We start from the raw sequence: 17116 nt of genomic DNA, 5'->3' as shown, positions 1-17116 counted from the left end.
CATAATCAATTAGTTGGACGTTATGTCCGTAGCTGAATCATATACTAAAAAGATGACCAAAAGAAAAACCCCCGGACATTTCTGCCCGAGGGTTTCTCAATTCTGGGAGATGAGCACCCAAATCATTCTGGTTGCAGGAAGGCGGCCAGTTTGTTAATCCCCAGAAGCTTACTCAAGTAAGTGACTGGGGTTAGCAAACGCAGCCCACGCATCTGCAGCCTGAAGGATGCAGGGTGTGGGCAATTACATCATGCCGCCCATTCCACCCATACCACCCATACCGGCAGCACCTAAGTCTGGCGCATCGCCTTTCGGCAGGTCGGTAACCATGCACTCGGTGGTGATCATCAGACCCGCAACAGAAGCAGCGTACTGCAGAGCAGAACGAGTTACTTTGGTTGGATCCAGGATACCCATGTCGATCATGTTGCCGTATTCTTCAGTTGCAGCGTTGTAACCGTAGTTACCGTCACCGGCTTTCACGGTGTTAGCCACAACAGACGGCTCTTCGCCGCAGTTCAGTACGATTTGACGCAGTGGGGATTCCATTGCGCGCAGCGCAACTTTGATACCTACGTTCTGGTCTTCGTTCTGACCTTTCAGGCCGGCAATTTTAGACGCTACGCGAATCAGCGCAACACCACCACCAGCAACCACGCCTTCTTCTACCGCAGCACGGGTAGCGTGCAGGGCATCTTCAACGCGAGCTTTCTTCTCTTTCATTTCAACTTCAGTCGCAGCACCAACTTTGATAACCGCAACGCCGCCTGCCAGTTTCGCTACGCGCTCCTGCAGTTTTTCACGGTCATAGTCAGAAGTTGCTTCTTCGATCTGCTGACGAATCTGAGTCACGCGCCCCTGGATTGCAGCTTCGTCGCCCACGCCATCGATGATGGTGGTGGTGTCTTTGTTGATAACAACGCGTTTCGCCTGACCCAGATCTTCCAGAGTTGCTTTTTCCAGCTCCATACCGATCTCTTCAGAGATAACGGTACCACCGGTCAGGGTTGCGATATCCTGCAGCATTGCTTTACGACGATCGCCGAAGCCAGGTGCTTTAACCGCAGCGACTTTCACGATACCGCGCATGGTGTTAACAACCAGAGTTGCCAGCGCTTCGCCTTCAACATCTTCAGCGATGATCAGCAGCGGTTTGCCTGCTTTCGCTACAGCTTCCAGAACCGGCAGCATTTCGCGGATGTTGGAGATTTTCTTATCAGCCAGCAGGATGAACGGGCTTTCCAGTTCTACTGCGCCAGTTTCCGGCTTGTTGATGAAGTAAGGAGACAGGTAGCCACGGTCGAACTGCATACCTTCAACCACGTCCAGTTCGTCCTGCAGACCGGTACCGTCTTCAACGGTGATCACGCCTTCTTTACCGACTTTGTCCATCGCTTCAGCGATCAGTTTACCTACGGTTTCGTCGGAGTTAGCGGAGATAGTACCAACCTGAGCAATAGCTTTAGAGTCGGAGCACGGTACGGACAGTGCTTTCAGTTCTTCAACAGCAGCAGCGACAGCTTTGTCGATACCACGTTTCAGATCCATCGGGTTCATGCCCGCAGCAACGGCTTTCAGACCTTCAGTGATGATGGACTGAGCCAGTACGGTTGCGGTGGTGGTACCGTCACCTGCAGCGTCGTTCGCTTTAGAGGCAACTTCTTTCACCATCTGCGCACCCATGTTTTCGAACTTGTCTTCCAGTTCGATTTCACGTGCTACGGAAACACCATCTTTAGTGATGGTCGGTGCACCGAAAGATTTATCCAGAACTACGTTACGGCCTTTTGGACCGAGGGTAACTTTCACTGCATCTGCCAGTACGTTTACGCCGCGCAGCATTTTCACACGAGCGTCGTTACCGAATTTTACGTCTTTAGCTGCCATTTTCTCTTTCCCTTAAATTCGTATGTTCAGTGTCGTTCGCGGATTAGGCTTCAACAATTGCCAGGATGTCGCTTTCAGACATGATCAACACTTCTTCATTGTCGATCTTCTCAGATTTAACTCCGTAGCCATCGTTGAAAATAACGATATCGCCGACTTTCACGTCCAGCGGCTGTACGGTACCGTTGTCCAGGATGCGACCCTTACCGACAGCGATGATTTCGCCACGAGTTGATTTACCTGCTGCAGAACCAGTCAGTACGATGCCGCCAGCAGATTTTGATTCAACTTCTTTACGTTTGACGATCACACGATCATGTAACGGACGAATACTCATTGATAGCTCTCCTTTGAGAAAGTCTTTATCAGTTATGGGTGACGCCGGCCCGTAAACGGTTTCCCGGCTAGTGACCAGAGAGATGGGGATGGGGTTTTGTGCCTTCAAGGGGGCAAGCGAAAAAAATTTTTTATCAGCAGAAAATCCCGTCAAAACGCCGACGCGCCTCACATTTCATAACGATTTCAGCCACGTCGTCATAAGCAAATCTGATTGTGATACCATCAAAAATCTGCGCTGTAGCCCGGTCAATGGGCATAACCGGATAACAATTTATGAGCGGACTGAAACAAGAGCTGGGACTGGCTCAGGGCGTTGGCCTGTTGTCGACATCATTGTTAGGTACAGGCGTTTTTGCCGTCCCCGCGCTGGCCGCACTGGTTGCGGGCAACAACAGCCTGTGGGCATGGCCGGCGCTGATTGTTTTGGTCTTTCCCGTGGCGATTGTCTTCGCCGTACTGGGGCGTCATTTTCCCAGTGCAGGCGGTGTGGCACATTTTGTCGGCATGGCCTTTGGTTCACGTCTGGAGCGCGTCACCGGATGGTTATTTTTGTCGGTCATTCCTGTCGGTTTGCCTGCAGCATTGCATATCGCCGCCGGATTCGGTCAGGCGATGTTTGGCTGGCATGACGAGCAGCTTCTGCTGGCTGAGCTCGGTACGCTGGCATTGGTTTGGTACATCGGCTCCCGCGGCGCAAGCTCAAGCGCTAATCTGCAAACGGTCATTGCCGGATTGATTGTTGCCCTCATAGTCGCTATCTGGTGGGCAGGCGATCTGAAACCAGGCGAAATCCCCTTCCCTGCGATTACCGATATCGAGCTTCCCGGCCTGTTCGCCGCGCTGTCGGTGATGTTCTGGTGTTTTGTCGGCCTTGAAGCGTTTGCCCACCTGGCGTCTGAATTCAAAAACCCGGAACGAGACTTCCCACGCGCACTGATGATTGGCCTGCTGCTGGCAGGGTCTGTTTATTGGGCATGCACCGTCGTCGTTCTCCATTTTGGTGCCTACGGCGAGCAAATGGCGGCCGCAGCGTCGCTGCCAGAAATCGTCGTGCAACTGTTTGGTGTGCAGGCACTGTGGGTCGCCTGCATCATTGGTTATCTGGCCTGTTTTGCCAGCCTCAACATTTATATTCAAAGTTTCGCCCGACTGGTCTGGTCGCAAGCGCAGTATAAGCCGGAGAGTTATCTAGCTCGCCTGTCCCCCCGCCACCTTCCGCGCAATGCGCTAAACGCCGTATTGGGCTGCTGCGTAGTCAGTACTCTGTGCATCTATATGCTGCAAATCAATCTCGATGCGTTAATCGTCTACGCCAACGGCATCTTTATTATGATTTATTTGCTGTGCATGTTGGCGGGGTGTCGATTACTGAAAGGGCATTATCGCGCACTGGCGGTCATTGGAGGTCTGCTGTGCCTACTGCTACTGGCGATGGTCGGCTGGAAGAGTCTGTACACATTGATTATGCTGGCAGGGCTGTGGCTGTTTTTACCCCGCAGGCCGGAGAAGGCAACGTTGACGCCATCATCCAGCCTATAAATACTTTTGCCGGATGGCGCTAACGCTTATCCGGCCTTCATACTGATGCTTAATCCCGACGATCGTCTTTATGTTCGATGCTGTCGTGCTTGTCATCCTTGCGCTGAAATTCACCATCAAAAGTCTCACCGCCACCCGTTCCGGCGCTAAAACCACCACCAGGCATACGCGAAAAACGTAAATGTGGCAGCAGTTTCATCGTCAGATGTTTTTGCACCGGGGGTAATAAAAGAAGAAGACCGAGGAAATCGGTGAAAAAACCAGGCAGCACCAACAGCAGGCCAGCGATAATCAGCGATACACTTTTGATCATTTCTGCAGCCGGACTTTCACCAGCCGCCATTTTTTGTTGCATCAGTAAAAAGTTCTTAAATCCCTGATTACGAACCAGAGACATACCGATAACCGACGTAAAAATGACCAAAATCAGCGTCATCAGGACGCCCATCACATGGGCAACCTGGATAAAAATAGATATCTCTATGTAAATATAGAGAAAAATAGCAAGTAATGGTATCCAGCGCAAAGGGATCTCCTGTTAATAACAGCCGTTTTGTTCAACTTCTGTTCGAAAAATTATGTTAATCGCATCGATTTGATATTGTGGTGGTTAGCAAAATTTCAAGTGACTTGTACACTAATATTTGGGGTTAATCACAAAGGGGTGATCCATTTCACAGAATAATAAATAAGGGGTAAATTCCACGCTTTAAGTGATCCAGATTACGGTAGAAATCCTTAACCAGCATATGATCTCGGGTATCAGACCGATGCAGGGGATAATCGTCGGTCGGGAAACAATCGAAATCACATATATCCTGTGTGTTTAGTCAAATCATTGGCAGCTTGAAAAAGAAGGTTCACATGTTAAACAACATTCGTATCGAAGAAGACTTGTTGGGTACCAGGGAAGTTCCAGCGGACGCCTACTACGGTGTCCACACTCTGAGAGCGATTGAAAACTTCTACATTAGCAACAACAAAATCAGCGATATTCCTGAATTTGTTCGCGGTATGGTAATGGTTAAAAAGGCAGCGGCAATGGCCAACAAAGAGCTGCAAACCATTCCTAAGAGTGTGGCAAATGCCATCATCGCGGCGTGTGATGAAGTCCTGAATAACGGAAAATGCATGGATCAGTTCCCGGTAGACGTTTACCAGGGTGGTGCGGGTACCTCCGTCAACATGAACACCAACGAAGTTCTGGCCAATATCGGTCTGGAACTGATGGGTCACCAGAAAGGTGAATATCAGTACCTGAACCCGAACGACCACGTTAACAAATGTCAGTCTACCAACGACGCATATCCAACAGGCTTCCGTATCGCTGTATACGCATCCATCATCAAACTGATTGATGCACTGAACCAGCTGCGTGAAGGCTTCGAGAAAAAAGCTGTTGAATTCCAGGACATCCTGAAAATGGGTCGTACCCAGCTGCAGGATGCTGTACCGATGACCCTCGGTCAGGAATTCCATGCTTTTAGCGTACTGTTGAAAGAAGAAGTGAAAAACATTAGCCGTACCGCTGAGCTGCTGCTGGAAGTTAACCTCGGCGCGACAGCAATCGGTACTGGTCTGAACACACCGAAAGAGTACTCTCCGCTGGCAGTACAGAAACTGGCTGAAGTCACCGGCTTCGCCTGTGTTCCAGCAGAAGACCTGATTGAAGCAACTTCTGACTGTGGCGCATACGTTATGGTGCACGGCGCACTGAAACGTCTGGCAGTGAAGATGTCCAAAATCTGTAACGACCTGCGTTTGCTCTCCTCTGGTCCGCGTGCGGGTCTGAACGAGATCAACCTGCCGGAACTGCAGGCTGGTTCTTCTATCATGCCAGCTAAAGTGAACCCGGTTGTTCCGGAAGTCGTAAACCAGGTGTGCTTCAAAGTCATCGGTAACGACATCACTGTAACCATGGCATCTGAAGCTGGTCAGCTGCAGCTGAACGTAATGGAGCCGGTCATTGGTCAGGCAATGTTTGAATCCATTCACATTCTGAGCAACGCTTGCTACAACCTGCTGGAAAAATGCGTTAGTGGTATCACTGCTAACAAAGAAGTCTGTGAAGCGTTTGTATTCAACTCCATCGGCATCGTTACTTACCTCAACCCGTTCATCGGTCACCACAACGGCGACATCGTCGGTAAAATTTGTGCCGAAACCGGTAAGAGCGTACGTGAAGTTGTCCTGGAGCGCGGTCTGTTGACCGAGTCTGAACTGGACGATATCTTCTCTGCACAGAACCTGATGCACCCTGCTTATAAAGCAAAACGTTATACTGATGAAAGCGAACAGTAATCGTGTAGGGTAGTACCGGAGAAGGCACGTCATGATGACGTGCCTTTTTTCTTACTCGAAGTTACTTAAAAACAACAATTTAATATCAACTTGTTAAACAACAAGGAAGGCTAATATGATAGTTTTAGAACTTATCATCGTTTTGCTGGCAATCTTTTTAGGTGCCAGACTTGGGGGTATCGGTATTGGATTTGCAGGTGGGCTGGGTGTTCTGGTTCTCGCCGCTATCGGCGTAAAACCCGGTAATATCCCGTTCGATGTTATTTCCATCATCATGGCGGTTATCGCTGCCATTTCAGCTATGCAGATTGCAGGTGGTCTGGACTATCTGGTTCATCAAACTGAAAAACTGCTGCGTAAGAACCCGAAATACATCACGATCCTTGCACCTATCGTGACCTATTTCCTGACTATCTTCGCAGGTACCGGCAACATCTCTCTGGCAACGCTGCCGGTTATCGCTGAAGTTGCGAAGGAACAAGGGATCAAACCTTGCCGCCCGCTCTCTACCGCAGTGGTTTCTGCACAGATTGCAATTACGGCTTCTCCAATCTCCGCAGCCGTAGTTTACATGTCTTCTGTAATGGAAGGTCATGGCATCAGCTACATTCACCTGCTGTCCGTGGTCATTCCGTCCACCCTGCTGGCTGTTCTGGTTATGTCCTTCCTGATCACTGCACTGTTCAACTCCAAACTGTCTGACGACCCGATTTATCGTAAGCGTCTGGAAGAAGGCCTGGTTGAACTGCGCGGTGAAAGACAAGTTGAAATCAAAGCTGGTGCGAAAACCTCCGTTTGGTTGTTCCTGCTGGGCGTGGTTTGCGTCGTTGTATACGCCATCATCAACAGCCCAAGCCTTGGCCTGGTCGCTAAACCGCTGATGAACACCACCAACGCAATTCTGATCATCATGCTGAGCGTCGCAACGCTGACCACGATCGTCTGCCGCGTTGAAACTGACTCCATCCTGAACTCCAGCACCTTCAAAGCCGGTATGAGCGCCTGTATTTGTATCCTGGGTGTTGCATGGCTGGGTGATACCTTCGTATCTCACAACATTGACTGGATCAAAGATACTGCAGGTAGCGTAATTCAGGGTCATCCGTGGCTGCTGGCTGTCATCTTCTTCTTTGCTTCTGCGCTGCTGTACTCTCAGGCTGCAACCGCTAAAGCACTGATGCCGATGGCTCTGGCTCTGAACGTTTCCCCACTGACCGCTGTTGCGTCTTTCGCAGCTGTTTCTGGCCTGTTTATTCTGCCAACCTACCCAACTCTGGTTGCGGCAGTTCAGATGGATGACACCGGTACAACCCGCATCGGTAAATTCGTCTTTAACCATCCGTTCTTCATCCCAGGCACCCTGGGTGTAGTTCTGGCTGTCTGCTTCGGCTTCTTGCTGGGCAGCTTCATGCTGTAAGTTTTTCCTGCAGGGTGCCTGGGCACCCTGCAGTTCCTCCTCCCAGCCCCGCTTTAACTAACATCCTTCCCTCGTCCGTTGTATAGTGACCATTCTTTTGCTGGTTACTCTGTTCTTTCGAGGTGTTTATGCTTGATGTAAAGAGTCAGGATATTTCCATCCCCGATACCGTTGTGGTGCTCTGTACCGCCCCGGATGAAGCAACCGCCCAGGATCTCGCCGCCAAAGTGCTGGCGGAAAAACTGGCTGCCTGCGTGACCCTGCTACCCGGTGCGACCTCCCTCTACTATTGGGAGGGCAAACTGGAACAGGAATATGAAGTCCAGATGATTTTAAAAACCACCGTCACACACCAGCAAGCCCTTCTCGATTGCCTGAAGTCACATCATCCGTATCAAACGCCTGAACTTCTGGTTTTACCCGTCACTCACGGAGACTTTGATTACCGCTCATGGCTCAACGCATCCTTACGCTGATCCTGCTGCTGTGCAGCACATCTACCTTTGCCGGATTATTTGACGCGCCTGGCCGCTCGCAGTTTGTTTCTGCCGATCGGGCGTTTGTTTTTGATTTTCAGCAAAACCAACACGATCTGAACCTCACATGGCAGGTTAAAGATGGCTACTATCTGTATCGCAAACAGATAAGCATTACGCCATCTCAGGCCAATATTGCCGAGGTAAAACTGCCGCCAGGCGCCTGGCATGAAGATGAGTTTTACGGCAAAAGTGAGATTTACCGTAAACAGCTGACTGTCCCGATCACGGTCAATCAGGCTAAGTCTGGCGCAACATTAACGATCACATACCAGGGCTGCGCCGACGCCGGATTTTGCTATCCACCAGAAACAAAAACGGTGCCATTAAGTGAAGTGTCTGCTGGTTCCGCGACAGCCCCTGCGCCAGCCCCAGCCACTGCAGATCCGCAAGAGAAACCGCAGCCCACGGCCCAACTCCCCTTCTCCGCGCTGTGGGCATTGCTGATCGGAATTGGTATCGCATTTACGCCCTGCGTACTGCCGATGTATCCACTGATTTCCGGTATCGTACTGGGTGGCAAGCAACGCTTATCAACCGGACGGGCACTGCTGCTGACGTTTATCTACGTTCAAGGGATGGCGCTCACCTATACCGCGCTGGGTTTGGTTGTTGCAGCCGCCGGTTTACAGTTCCAGGCAGCGCTTCAGCATCCCTACGTCCTGATTGGCCTTGCCGTCATCTTTACGCTGCTGGCTCTGTCGATGTTTGGCCTGTTCACACTGCAACTGCCTTCATCGCTGCAAACGCGTCTCACGCTAATGAGTAACCGCCAGCAAGGCGGATCTCCCGGCAGCGTCTTTGCGATGGGGGCAATTGCTGGCCTCATCTGTTCTCCTTGCACAACGGCCCCGCTAAGCGCGATTTTGCTGTATATCGCTCAGAGCGGGAACATGTGGCTGGGAGGCGGCACACTGTATCTGTATGCGTTGGGGATGGGATTACCCCTGATGCTGATTACCGTATTTGGCAACCGCCTGCTGCCTAAAAGTGGCCCATGGATGGAACATGTCAAAACCGCTTTTGGCTTTGTCATTCTGGCGCTTCCCGTCTTCTTACTCGAACGTATCGTTGGCGACGAGTGGGGCGTTCGCTTATGGTCACTGTTAGGCGTCGCGTTCTTTGGCTGGGCGTTCATCACCAGCCTACAGGCAAAGCACGCCTGGATGCGTATCGTGCAGATTGTCCTGTTAGCCGCAGCACTGGTAAGCGTGCGTCCATTGCAGGACTGGGCGTTCGGCGCGCCGCATGCTCAAACCCAGACACACCTTAACTTCACGCCAGTGGCATCGGTGGATGCGTTAAATCAGGCACTGGCGCAAGCCAAAGGCAAGCCCGTGATGTTGGATCTGTATGCCGACTGGTGCGTAGCCTGTAAAGAGTTTGAGAAGTATACATTCAGCAATCCACAGGTTCAGCAAGCGCTAGGCGACACAGTGCTGTTGCAGGCGGATGTAACGGCAAACAATGCCCAGGATGTCGCTCTGCTAAAACATCTACAGGTTTTAGGTTTGCCGACTATCTTGTTCTTTGATGCCGAGGGGAAAGAGCACCCGGAAGCTCGGGTTACGGGCTTTATGGATGCCGCGACCTTCAGCGCACATTTGCGCGATCGCCAACCGTGAGCGACACTTGCAACAGGAAATACGGAGGAGAATACCGTGCAACGTGAAGATGTCCTGGGAGAAGCCCTGAAATTACTTGAGGTGCAAGGGATAGCCAATACCACGCTGGAAATGGTGGCCGAACGTATCGATTATCCTCTGGATGAACTGCAGCGCTTTTGGCCCGATAAAGAGGCCATTCTGTACGATGCGCTACGTTACCTCAGCCAGCGGGTGGATATCTGGCGGCGTCAGCTTTTGCTGGATGACACGCTGAGCGCTGAGCAGAAATTACTGGCGCGCTACACCGCGCTGTCCGAATGCGTGAGCAATAATCGCTATCCCGGCTGTCTGTTCATCGCCGCCTGTACGTTTTACCCTGATACCGGGCATCCGATCCATCAGTTAGCCGATCAGCAAAAAAAGGCAGCACATGACTTCACCCATGAACTGCTGACAACGCTGGAAGTTGACGACCCTGCAATGGTCGCCAAACAGATGGAACTGGTGCTGGAGGGCTGCCTGAGCCGCATGCTGGTTAATCGTAGCCATGCTGATGTCGAAACGGCACACCGTCTGGCTGAAGATATCCTGCGCTTTGCCCAGTGCCGAATGGGCGGTGCGCTAACCTAAGTGAGCATTATCTGTTTTCGTCGCTTCTGTCGGAAAGATTTGTGCAAACTTCAGGCACAACCATGCGGATTGCCGCAATATTAAGCGGTTGAACAATGTTTCCAGAAATTTGATTGACTGGCAGACGTGAATACGGTTTAATGCGCCCCGTTGCCCGGATAGCTCAGTCGGTAGAGCAGGGGATTGAAAATCCCCGTGTCCTTGGTTCGATTCCGAGTCCGGGCACCAAATTCATATCAACGGACCTCCACGGAGGTCCGTTTTTCGTTTCAGAACATCATGATTTAAGTGTTCTTCCTCCAAATCAATTCTACCGAACTCAACCAAATTCTCCCCACATCAACCTCATTGTGTGGGTATAATTGCGGGTATACCCCAGTTCGACAGAATTTGTACCCTCTTTAACGCATTCAGAAGGCTGAACTATGGCACTGACTGACGCAAAAATCCGGGCTGCAAAGCCCACTGACAAGGCTTATAAACTCACTGACGGGGCCGGCATGTTCCTGCTGATTCATCCTAATGGTTCCCGTTACTGGCGTCTCCGTTATCGTATTCTGGGTAAGGAGAAGACTCTGGCACTTGGTGTGTATCCAGAAGTTTCTCTCTCCGAAGCTCGTACAAAACGGGATGAGGCCCGAAAACTGATTTCAGAGGGGATTGACCCTTGCGAACAGAAAAGAGTTAAAAAAGTAGTCCCTGATTTACAGCTCTCTTTTGAACATATTGCACGACGCTGGCATGCCAGTAATAAACAATGGGCACAATCACACAGCGATAAAGTACTCAAAAGCCTCGAGACACACGTTTTCCCCTTTATCGGCAACCGGGATATCACAACACTCAATACCCCGGACCTTCTTATCCCTGTTCGTGCTGCAGAAGCAAAACAAATTTATGAAATCGCCAGTCGTCTGCAGCAAAGAATATCTGCTGTAATGCGTTACGCCGTACAGTCTGGCATCATCAGATATAACCCGGCTCTGGATATGGCTGGTGCATTGACCACGGTAAAACGCCAGCATCGCCCCGCTCTGAATCTTTCACGCCTGCCTGAACTTCTGTCGCGTATTGACGGTTATAAAGGCCAGCCTGTCACCCGGCTTGCCGTTATGCTGAATTTACTGGTTTTTATTCGTTCCAGTGAACTCAGATATGCCCGCTGGTCTGAAATTGATATTGACAATGCCATGTGGACTATTCCAGCCGAACGCGAACCTCTACCTGGCGTAAAATTCTCACACCGGGGCTCCAAGATGCGAACACCACATCTTGTGCCACTCAGCAAACAGGCTGTAGCCATACTGACAGAACTTCAGACATGGGCTGGTGAAAATGGTCTGATCTTTACGGGAGCACATGACCCGCGTAAACCAATCAGTGAAAATACTGTAAATAAAGCCCTGAGGGTGATGGGATATGACACAACCCGGGAAGTCTGTGGCCATGGATTCCGGGCGATGGCATGCAGTGCATTGATTGAATCAGGTTTGTGGTCCCGCGATGCAGTGGAACGTCAGATGAGTCATCAGGAGCGTAATGGTGTACGTGCTGCGTATATCCATAAAGCAGAACATCTGGAAGAACGTCGACTGATGCTACAGTGGTGGGCAGATTTTCTGGATGCGAACAGAGAACAATGTATCAGCCCGTTTGAATATGCAAAGATTAACAATCCATTAAAATAGTAATCATCCCGGGCTGCCAGCCCGGGAATTATTTTCTGAATATTTTTCTTTGTGAGTAACTGGAAAAAGGATAGCGAAGTAAATTACTTTAATGAATTATTCCAGAGGCTCATTAAAGTTCTTTCGTAATACTTTGTAGTCAAACACGTTATGGCTGGCATCAAAAACCACGGATTTTCCCTGCCAGCGGGTAATCACCTCCTCCGGTGTTTTCGGTTGATCCGGTCTGGTTACGCCCATCCATGCATTAATCAGATAATCATTATACGCAGTGGAAAAAACGCTGTTCTCCGTCTGGCGATCGACATGCTCTCCCAGTGCCGGGCTGTACCAGATAAACATCGGAACATGATAAGCCTGCTGGCTGGGTTTTATTCCACCATGAAAATAGGCATGCTCTTTTGTCGGGTCATACTCCAGGCCATGATCTGAAAAATACATGACGGATGCCCGACGCGTTTCCAGCATAGCGAAAACCTGTCCCAACAAACTGTCGGTATAATGAATGGAATTATCGTAACAGACTTCTTCTGTATCCAGCGGTTTAAACACGGCTTTATCTCTGGGCCAGTTACTGCAAACCGGTTCATGGCTGCCCGTCAGATGCAGAACAATCAGTTTCCTGCCTCCCGGATTACTGTTCAGTGCTTCAGCCAGGTGCGGGAGCAGTAACTCATCATAGCCTCTGACATAAATTCTGTTTCTGGCCCGCATGGCGATACTGGCCACAGCCGTTCCGTTCTGTCGGAAAGCTGACTGCGCACTGAGCCACCAGGTATCGAACCCCGCCTGATTCGCCATGTTGATAATATTATCGGGGTAATGGCGAACATCATGATGCAGCACGGTATCAGCAGATAATGCCAGCGGTACCGCAAGGGCGGTATAAGGTGCCCCGCTGATTGCCTGAGTGAACAGTTTCAGTCGTGATTTCTGTTTCTGAAGCTCTGGAGTGGTTGGGCGCGAATACCCGTAAATGGACATGTTATCAGTCCTTGCAGATTCACCAATCACCAGAACAAATACGTCAGTGTTGTTATCCGTAATCACCAGATCGTAGTGAGGTATGGTATCAGCAATCGTCATTAATCTCTGATGCTCCTTTGCGGCCAGTGCAAAATAGTTCAGATTAAAGAAAGGGGTATATGTGGCAAACCGGGAAGCGACTATGTAAGGATCAACTTCATTTATTTGATACTGTTTCTTCAACGCAAACTGAAAGGAAGAATATAACGTTACTGTAATTAACAATAAAAATGTAATTACCGTGACCTTTTCCGATGGTAATGAGGACGTTTTATTTATTGCTGAACAGAAGAACAATAAAAAGAGGATAATAAATGCGATAACATAAACAACATACATCCTGAACATTCTTATTACTTCATCAGGATCTGTCTGAAGGATACTGATTGCAAAACCATCATTAAATGTTGTACCGAATGTACACCATGAATACAAACTGATACTGATATCTGCCGCTGTCAGTAATGTGAACGAAAAGGCAAGAATAAAACGCAGCGTAAGCGATTTCATCGCCTTAATAATAAGAAGCGCCAGGGTGAAGAATAATATCCGGTAAATCAGATGCGCTCCTGAGGATACAAGGATATTAGAAAGGGTAAAGACAACCACTGATAACACGAGGCGCTTATCATTGCTAATCCGTGACCAGTGTATGAACGGAAGATTAATTTTCATAATAATTGAGTAAAAGCGATATTTCTGCCCGGCGCTGACCGTGAAACATACCGTGGCAGATGAATACATTTTTCTGAATAATCATAAAACGGGCATCATCCGCCGCCACAAATGTAGCGGCGTAAACAGGATCGTCATGATGTTTTCTTTCGTGACAGAAGAGAACGGCACATACCGCCCGCAATCATTATCAGCAGGAATAACATCCCCAGGACAACAATTACTCTTAATGCCGGATGACCCCGATCGGCGAGAAAAAATAACTCCATCCCGAAACCAATAACAAGCCAGGCCAGCGCCATTCCGACGAGCCCTTTTAACAGCAATCTCACGCTCCTCTCCTTCTGCATACTTAACGAAAATGCCTTACAATAACAGCAGCCGGGGAAGGCAACGCTGGCTGCTGAACGGTATGACATTTTACTGCTTTATGTTCTCTCAGTTTCTGTACTGACGCCGCCATTAATGGTATTACAGTTTATTCAGAATAAGGCAGGCGGCCTGGTTTAATGCAATAAACTCCTGCCAGCTGTACTGAGACTGATAATTCAGTAAATACTGGTCTTCAACCCGGCAAATCTGTGGGCGTTTATCATAAATTGCACACAGATGAGAATCAGTCTGATAGTGACGGCAAATACCGTCACCACGATCCAGACATTGCGTTTCACCAGCCCTGTTGACATGACGACAACAGGCCCCACACTGGTTACAGGGAAATGGAGGGTGTAATTTCATCGCTTATTTAACCAGTCGCGAACAGAAGCCACATTTCCTGACTCAAACGGCAACGCAATCCCTCGTCGGCTGACTTCTTCTCTCAGCAGAAGTCCGCGCTCTATCTCACTGTTTACGCTATCCAGATGAAGCGAAAAGTGATTTAACGCGGCAGCATCAACAGAAAATTCCAGCGCAGTAAGTTCTACAAGATAGCGATCAAGTTCAGCATTGACTGCCTGAAAGTATTCCAGTGACCGCCGGAACTTATCCTTAAATTTGTCCAGAAATGCCCACACCCGCTGCATAACCTCGCTGTATTCGAGATAATAATTCATCACCAGCCCGAGAATACCTGTCGTCAGCGCACCACAAAAGGCAGCAAGCTCTGAACCAAATGGAAAAATAAGGATCTGCGCCATCGCCTCATTTATCATCACCCCTCCGGCAACAGCCACACCTGCTGCTATCAGTTTAGTGACCGCTTTGGCTAACTGCCCCGGCGATAATCCCTCCGGGTTAAACACCAGGATTTTAAAGGCCTGAACGAGATTGTTCCACATTTCCCTGATAAGCCGGACAATCATTTTTTCCGTTGTCAGGAATATATTTAACAGCGTTGTGGTAATACCTGACAGTATCCCTCCGATGACTCCATCTTTAAAGGCAATTAAAAAAGAACTAAATTTTTCCTGTACTCGTTTCTGGCAGACACGTAATGCTGACGTTATTTCGGACAGGCATTTGCCGGCGCTGAATGAGTTCCGTTGCTGCCTGATAATATGCGGGATTCGTTCCCTCAGTTCGAACCAGATCTCGGCAAGAATAAGCCCCAGCATCTGTCGCGTCCCCATACGAAAACCGGAATTAAGTGAAGCACTGGCGACAGCAGTAGCAAACTTACTACTCAGGTAATAGCTCTGATTAATCGTGGCCTCATATTTTTCCCGGGCATATTTATCAGCCCTTTCCATACGCTCAGTATCTGCATCAGCTTTTTTTCTCAGACTTATCAGACGTTTCTTTTCCTTTTCTGTCAGCGTTGCCTGAGATTCAAGCTCTGCTATCTGCCTTAACGTATCTTCTCTGTTTTTCTGCAGTGTGCAAATAAACGCATCCATTGAATCTGCTTTCTTTGATTTATTGAGCGATTCATGAGTGAATGCCAGATTTGAAGCATCATTTGCCAGTTCTGCGCCATCCCGTTCAGCAAGAATCCTCCCCGGATCATCATGAATTTCTTTAGCGGAAATAATATGATCCAGATTTTTTTTATCGTCTGAAGCAAACACTTCGCCTGTATATGCATCAGTAAGAGTCCCTGCCTGATGTGCACGCTTTCCTTTCCGGTTCGTCGCGATGTAGTTCTCATGGCTGTGGTAATGATGAGAATCATAGTCGCCACGACCTTCATACCGCTGTCGCTCAACCTCCGTGGCATAAATGCCATTACGCACATTATGGATAGTGTCAACATCACCACCCTTACGATCATTTAACAACAGAAAATCCAGCCCGAATGATGTAACCAGGCTCTTCACCATGGTCTGATGTAACTCTTCTGTCCAGTCAAATTTTTCCACATTCATGTTATTTCACTTCTTGTAAAGCCGGGCTTTAACGCCCGGTAAATCATTAACTCCGGGATGAAAAATCATCAAATTTCACAACCGAACTGGCCAGTACATCATCCAGCTCATCCTTATTAATAACGTTCATTCCATTATCATCCGTTTCCATTTCAATAACGTTATCTTTTATCACTGCCTCACCATTTTCCTGTTTCCGCGGTTTAAACAGTGGTGTTGTAATAATATCCGTCATAATAGCGGCCAGTGAATATCCATGGTCAATAAGCACAATGACATCATCTGATACACTGATATCCTGTTGTGTTGTAATAACAGAATGCATGGATTTAAGTGGCTCAAAATAGTGTTTAATAAATACAGCATGCATTCTGTTCAGTGCAGCGAGAATTTCATCAACGTATTGATTAACTTTTGCAAAATGCTCCCGGGCCAGATTCATTTTCTTAACTGCCTGTTCAACATCGCAGGCACACTGATGGGCATTTTCAAGAGCTTTCGTCGCATGTCTGTCGTAAGCCCAGCCCGCAATGGCAATCAACGGTGCAGCCACTGCAGTGCCTAATACCATTGCGCCACCAGCCATTCCCATGCCCCCTGCAGCCAGTGAGCCCCCACCAATTGCCGCCATCGTCGCGTTATAAGCCGCGGCACCAGAAAGCGCTGCAATGGGTGTACCTGTGGAAGCCGCAGCAAATGCCATCACTCCGCTATACACAGCAAAACCCGCAGCAGCCCCGGAAACTCCGGCAGCAACGACCGTACTGAGATATTCTGTTGCTGAAATGGCCAGGTTATGAATCTTATTGATGTTATGTTGCGGGACACTCAGTTTCAGGTCTTTATTGCCCTCTTTTTCCAGACGCGCCAGGAGCTCAGCAGCAATCCTGTCGAACTCACTGAAATCTTTACCAATCTCAAGCTCTTTATTTCCGAGCGTTGTTAATTTTGATGATGTCTGAGCTTCAGCCTGCTCAAATTTTCCTTTATGCTCCTCGTAACGCTCTTTTGCTTTTTCGAGGATATCCTCTGCTTCTGACTTTTTTTGATATCCATCGTAAGCTTTTTTTCCGCCGAATGCCGCAGCGCCGGCAGCCACACCCAAAATAATAAAAGGTAACGCCATTCTTTTCCTCCTGTACAGATTGCTTTATCATCAGTCAAC

At 49.0% G+C, this 17116-nt stretch carries 15 protein-coding genes and 1 tRNA gene; 8 read left to right on the top strand and 8 right to left on the bottom strand.

Going from position 1 to position 17116, the window contains the following annotated elements:
• Positions 1-243: 243 nt before the first annotated feature.
• Together groL and OGY83_RS01740 are read right to left on the bottom strand one after the other, a co-directional pair.
• Positions 244-1887, bottom strand: coding sequence for a chaperonin GroEL (gene groL / locus OGY83_RS01745; RefSeq protein ID WP_003830576.1), 1644 nt, complete (start codon positions 1885-1887; stop codon positions 244-246).
• Between the two features lie 43 nt (positions 1888-1930).
• On the bottom strand, positions 1931-2224 hold the full coding sequence (locus tag OGY83_RS01740; RefSeq protein WP_000027827.1) for a co-chaperone GroES: 294 nt from the start codon (positions 2222-2224) through the stop codon (positions 1931-1933).
• 275 nt (positions 2225-2499) lie between these two features.
• On the opposite strand from OGY83_RS01740, the gene yjeH reads away from it, so the two are divergent.
• On the top strand, positions 2500-3765 hold the full coding sequence (gene yjeH / locus OGY83_RS01735) for an L-methionine/branched-chain amino acid transporter (RefSeq protein WP_286635063.1): 1266 nt from the start codon (positions 2500-2502) through the stop codon (positions 3763-3765).
• 49 nt (positions 3766-3814) lie between these two features.
• Here yjeH and OGY83_RS01730 read toward each other — a convergent pair whose 3' ends face one another.
• The gene (locus OGY83_RS01730) at positions 3815-4291 is read right to left on the bottom strand and encodes an FxsA family protein (protein WP_286635062.1); all 477 of its coding nucleotides are present in this window, start codon (positions 4289-4291) and stop codon (positions 3815-3817) included.
• Between the two features lie 338 nt (positions 4292-4629).
• Between OGY83_RS01730 and aspA the strand changes: the two genes are divergently transcribed.
• The 7 genes from aspA (at position 4630) to OGY83_RS01695 (ending at position 11944) form a co-directional block, all read left to right on the top strand.
• Positions 4630-6066, top strand: coding sequence for an aspartate ammonia-lyase (aspA, locus tag OGY83_RS01725; protein WP_048215096.1), 1437 nt, complete (start codon positions 4630-4632; stop codon positions 6064-6066).
• Between the two features lie 115 nt (positions 6067-6181).
• Positions 6182-7483 carry an anaerobic C4-dicarboxylate transporter DcuA gene (gene dcuA, locus OGY83_RS01720; RefSeq protein ID WP_003025449.1) on the top strand — a complete coding sequence of 434 codons (1302 nt, stop codon included), beginning with the start codon at positions 6182-6184 and terminating at the stop codon, positions 7481-7483.
• Between the two features lie 128 nt (positions 7484-7611).
• A complete protein-coding gene (gene cutA / locus OGY83_RS01715; protein WP_003025447.1) occupies positions 7612-7959 on the top strand; it encodes a divalent cation tolerance protein CutA in 348 nt (115 codons plus the stop codon).
• The gene (locus OGY83_RS01710) at positions 7935-9644 is read left to right on the top strand and encodes a protein-disulfide reductase DsbD (RefSeq protein ID WP_286635060.1); all 1710 of its coding nucleotides are present in this window, start codon (positions 7935-7937) and stop codon (positions 9642-9644) included. Before cutA ends, OGY83_RS01710 begins: the two co-directional genes overlap by 25 nt.
• A 36-nt stretch (positions 9645-9680) precedes the next feature.
• Positions 9681-10256, top strand: coding sequence for a transcriptional regulator (locus tag OGY83_RS01705; protein WP_286635058.1), 576 nt, complete (start codon positions 9681-9683; stop codon positions 10254-10256).
• A gap of 152 nt (positions 10257-10408) precedes the next feature.
• Positions 10409-10484: transfer RNA gene (locus OGY83_RS01700), tRNA-Phe, on the top strand.
• A 197-nt stretch (positions 10485-10681) separates the two neighbouring features.
• The gene (locus tag OGY83_RS01695) at positions 10682-11944 is read left to right on the top strand and encodes a tyrosine-type recombinase/integrase (protein WP_158122772.1); all 1263 of its coding nucleotides are present in this window, start codon (positions 10682-10684) and stop codon (positions 11942-11944) included.
• Positions 11945-12040: 96 nt separating this feature from the next.
• Here OGY83_RS01695 and OGY83_RS01690 read toward each other — a convergent pair whose 3' ends face one another.
• From OGY83_RS01690 to OGY83_RS01670, 5 genes are all read right to left on the bottom strand, one after another.
• A complete protein-coding gene (locus OGY83_RS01690; protein ID WP_286635054.1) occupies positions 12041-13714 on the bottom strand; it encodes a phosphoethanolamine transferase in 1674 nt (557 codons plus the stop codon).
• A 65-nt stretch (positions 13715-13779) separates the two neighbouring features.
• Entirely contained in the window at positions 13780-13977 is a 198-nt protein-coding gene (locus OGY83_RS01685) for a hypothetical protein (protein WP_286635080.1), read from the bottom strand.
• A 139-nt stretch (positions 13978-14116) separates the two neighbouring features.
• Entirely contained in the window at positions 14117-14383 is a 267-nt protein-coding gene (locus OGY83_RS01680; RefSeq protein WP_000766272.1) for a YkgJ family cysteine cluster protein, read from the bottom strand.
• Positions 14380-15951, bottom strand: a complete 1572-nt coding sequence (locus OGY83_RS01675; RefSeq protein WP_286635053.1) for a cobalamin adenosyltransferase — start codon at positions 15949-15951, stop codon at positions 14380-14382. Before OGY83_RS01675 ends, OGY83_RS01680 begins: the two co-directional genes overlap by 4 nt.
• Before the next feature lie 46 nt (positions 15952-15997).
• Complete coding sequence (locus OGY83_RS01670; protein WP_286635052.1) at positions 15998-17077, bottom strand: chemotaxis protein; 1080 nt, start codon at positions 17075-17077, stop codon at positions 15998-16000.
• Between the last annotated feature and the right edge of the window lie 39 nt (positions 17078-17116).

The organism is Citrobacter sp. Cpo090, from assembly GCF_030332665.1.
In the GTDB taxonomy this organism is placed as follows: Bacteria; Pseudomonadota; Gammaproteobacteria; order Enterobacterales; family Enterobacteriaceae; genus Citrobacter; species Citrobacter portucalensis.
Note: the sequence above shows the minus strand (reverse complement) of the source record. Positions and strands in the feature narration are given on the sequence as shown.

What these genes read in the sequence shown, in the direction of transcription:
- cutA (WP_003025447.1), top strand. Translation starts at nt 7,612, where the DNA reads ATGCTTGATGTAAAGAGTCAGGATATTTCCATCCCCGATACCGTTGTG.
- yjeH (WP_286635063.1), top strand. Translation starts at nt 2,500, where the DNA reads ATGAGCGGACTGAAACAAGAGCTGGGACTGGCTCAGGGCGTTGGCCTG.
- OGY83_RS01740 (WP_000027827.1), bottom strand. Translation starts at nt 2,224, where the DNA reads ATGAGTATTCGTCCGTTACATGATCGTGTGATCGTCAAACGTAAAGAA.
- OGY83_RS01690 (WP_286635054.1), bottom strand. Translation starts at nt 13,714, where the DNA reads ATGTATTCATCTGCCACGGTATGTTTCACGGTCAGCGCCGGGCAGAAA.
- dcuA (WP_003025449.1), top strand. Translation starts at nt 6,182, where the DNA reads ATGATAGTTTTAGAACTTATCATCGTTTTGCTGGCAATCTTTTTAGGT.
- OGY83_RS01680 (WP_000766272.1), bottom strand. Translation starts at nt 14,383, where the DNA reads ATGAAATTACACCCTCCATTTCCCTGTAACCAGTGTGGGGCCTGTTGT.
- OGY83_RS01670 (WP_286635052.1), bottom strand. Translation starts at nt 17,077, where the DNA reads ATGGCGTTACCTTTTATTATTTTGGGTGTGGCTGCCGGCGCTGCGGCA.
- aspA (WP_048215096.1), top strand. Translation starts at nt 4,630, where the DNA reads ATGTTAAACAACATTCGTATCGAAGAAGACTTGTTGGGTACCAGGGAA.
- OGY83_RS01695 (WP_158122772.1), top strand. Translation starts at nt 10,682, where the DNA reads ATGGCACTGACTGACGCAAAAATCCGGGCTGCAAAGCCCACTGACAAG.
- OGY83_RS01710 (WP_286635060.1), top strand. Translation starts at nt 7,935, where the DNA reads ATGGCTCAACGCATCCTTACGCTGATCCTGCTGCTGTGCAGCACATCT.
- groL (WP_003830576.1), bottom strand. Translation starts at nt 1,887, where the DNA reads ATGGCAGCTAAAGACGTAAAATTCGGTAACGACGCTCGTGTGAAAATG.
- OGY83_RS01675 (WP_286635053.1), bottom strand. Translation starts at nt 15,951, where the DNA reads ATGAATGTGGAAAAATTTGACTGGACAGAAGAGTTACATCAGACCATG.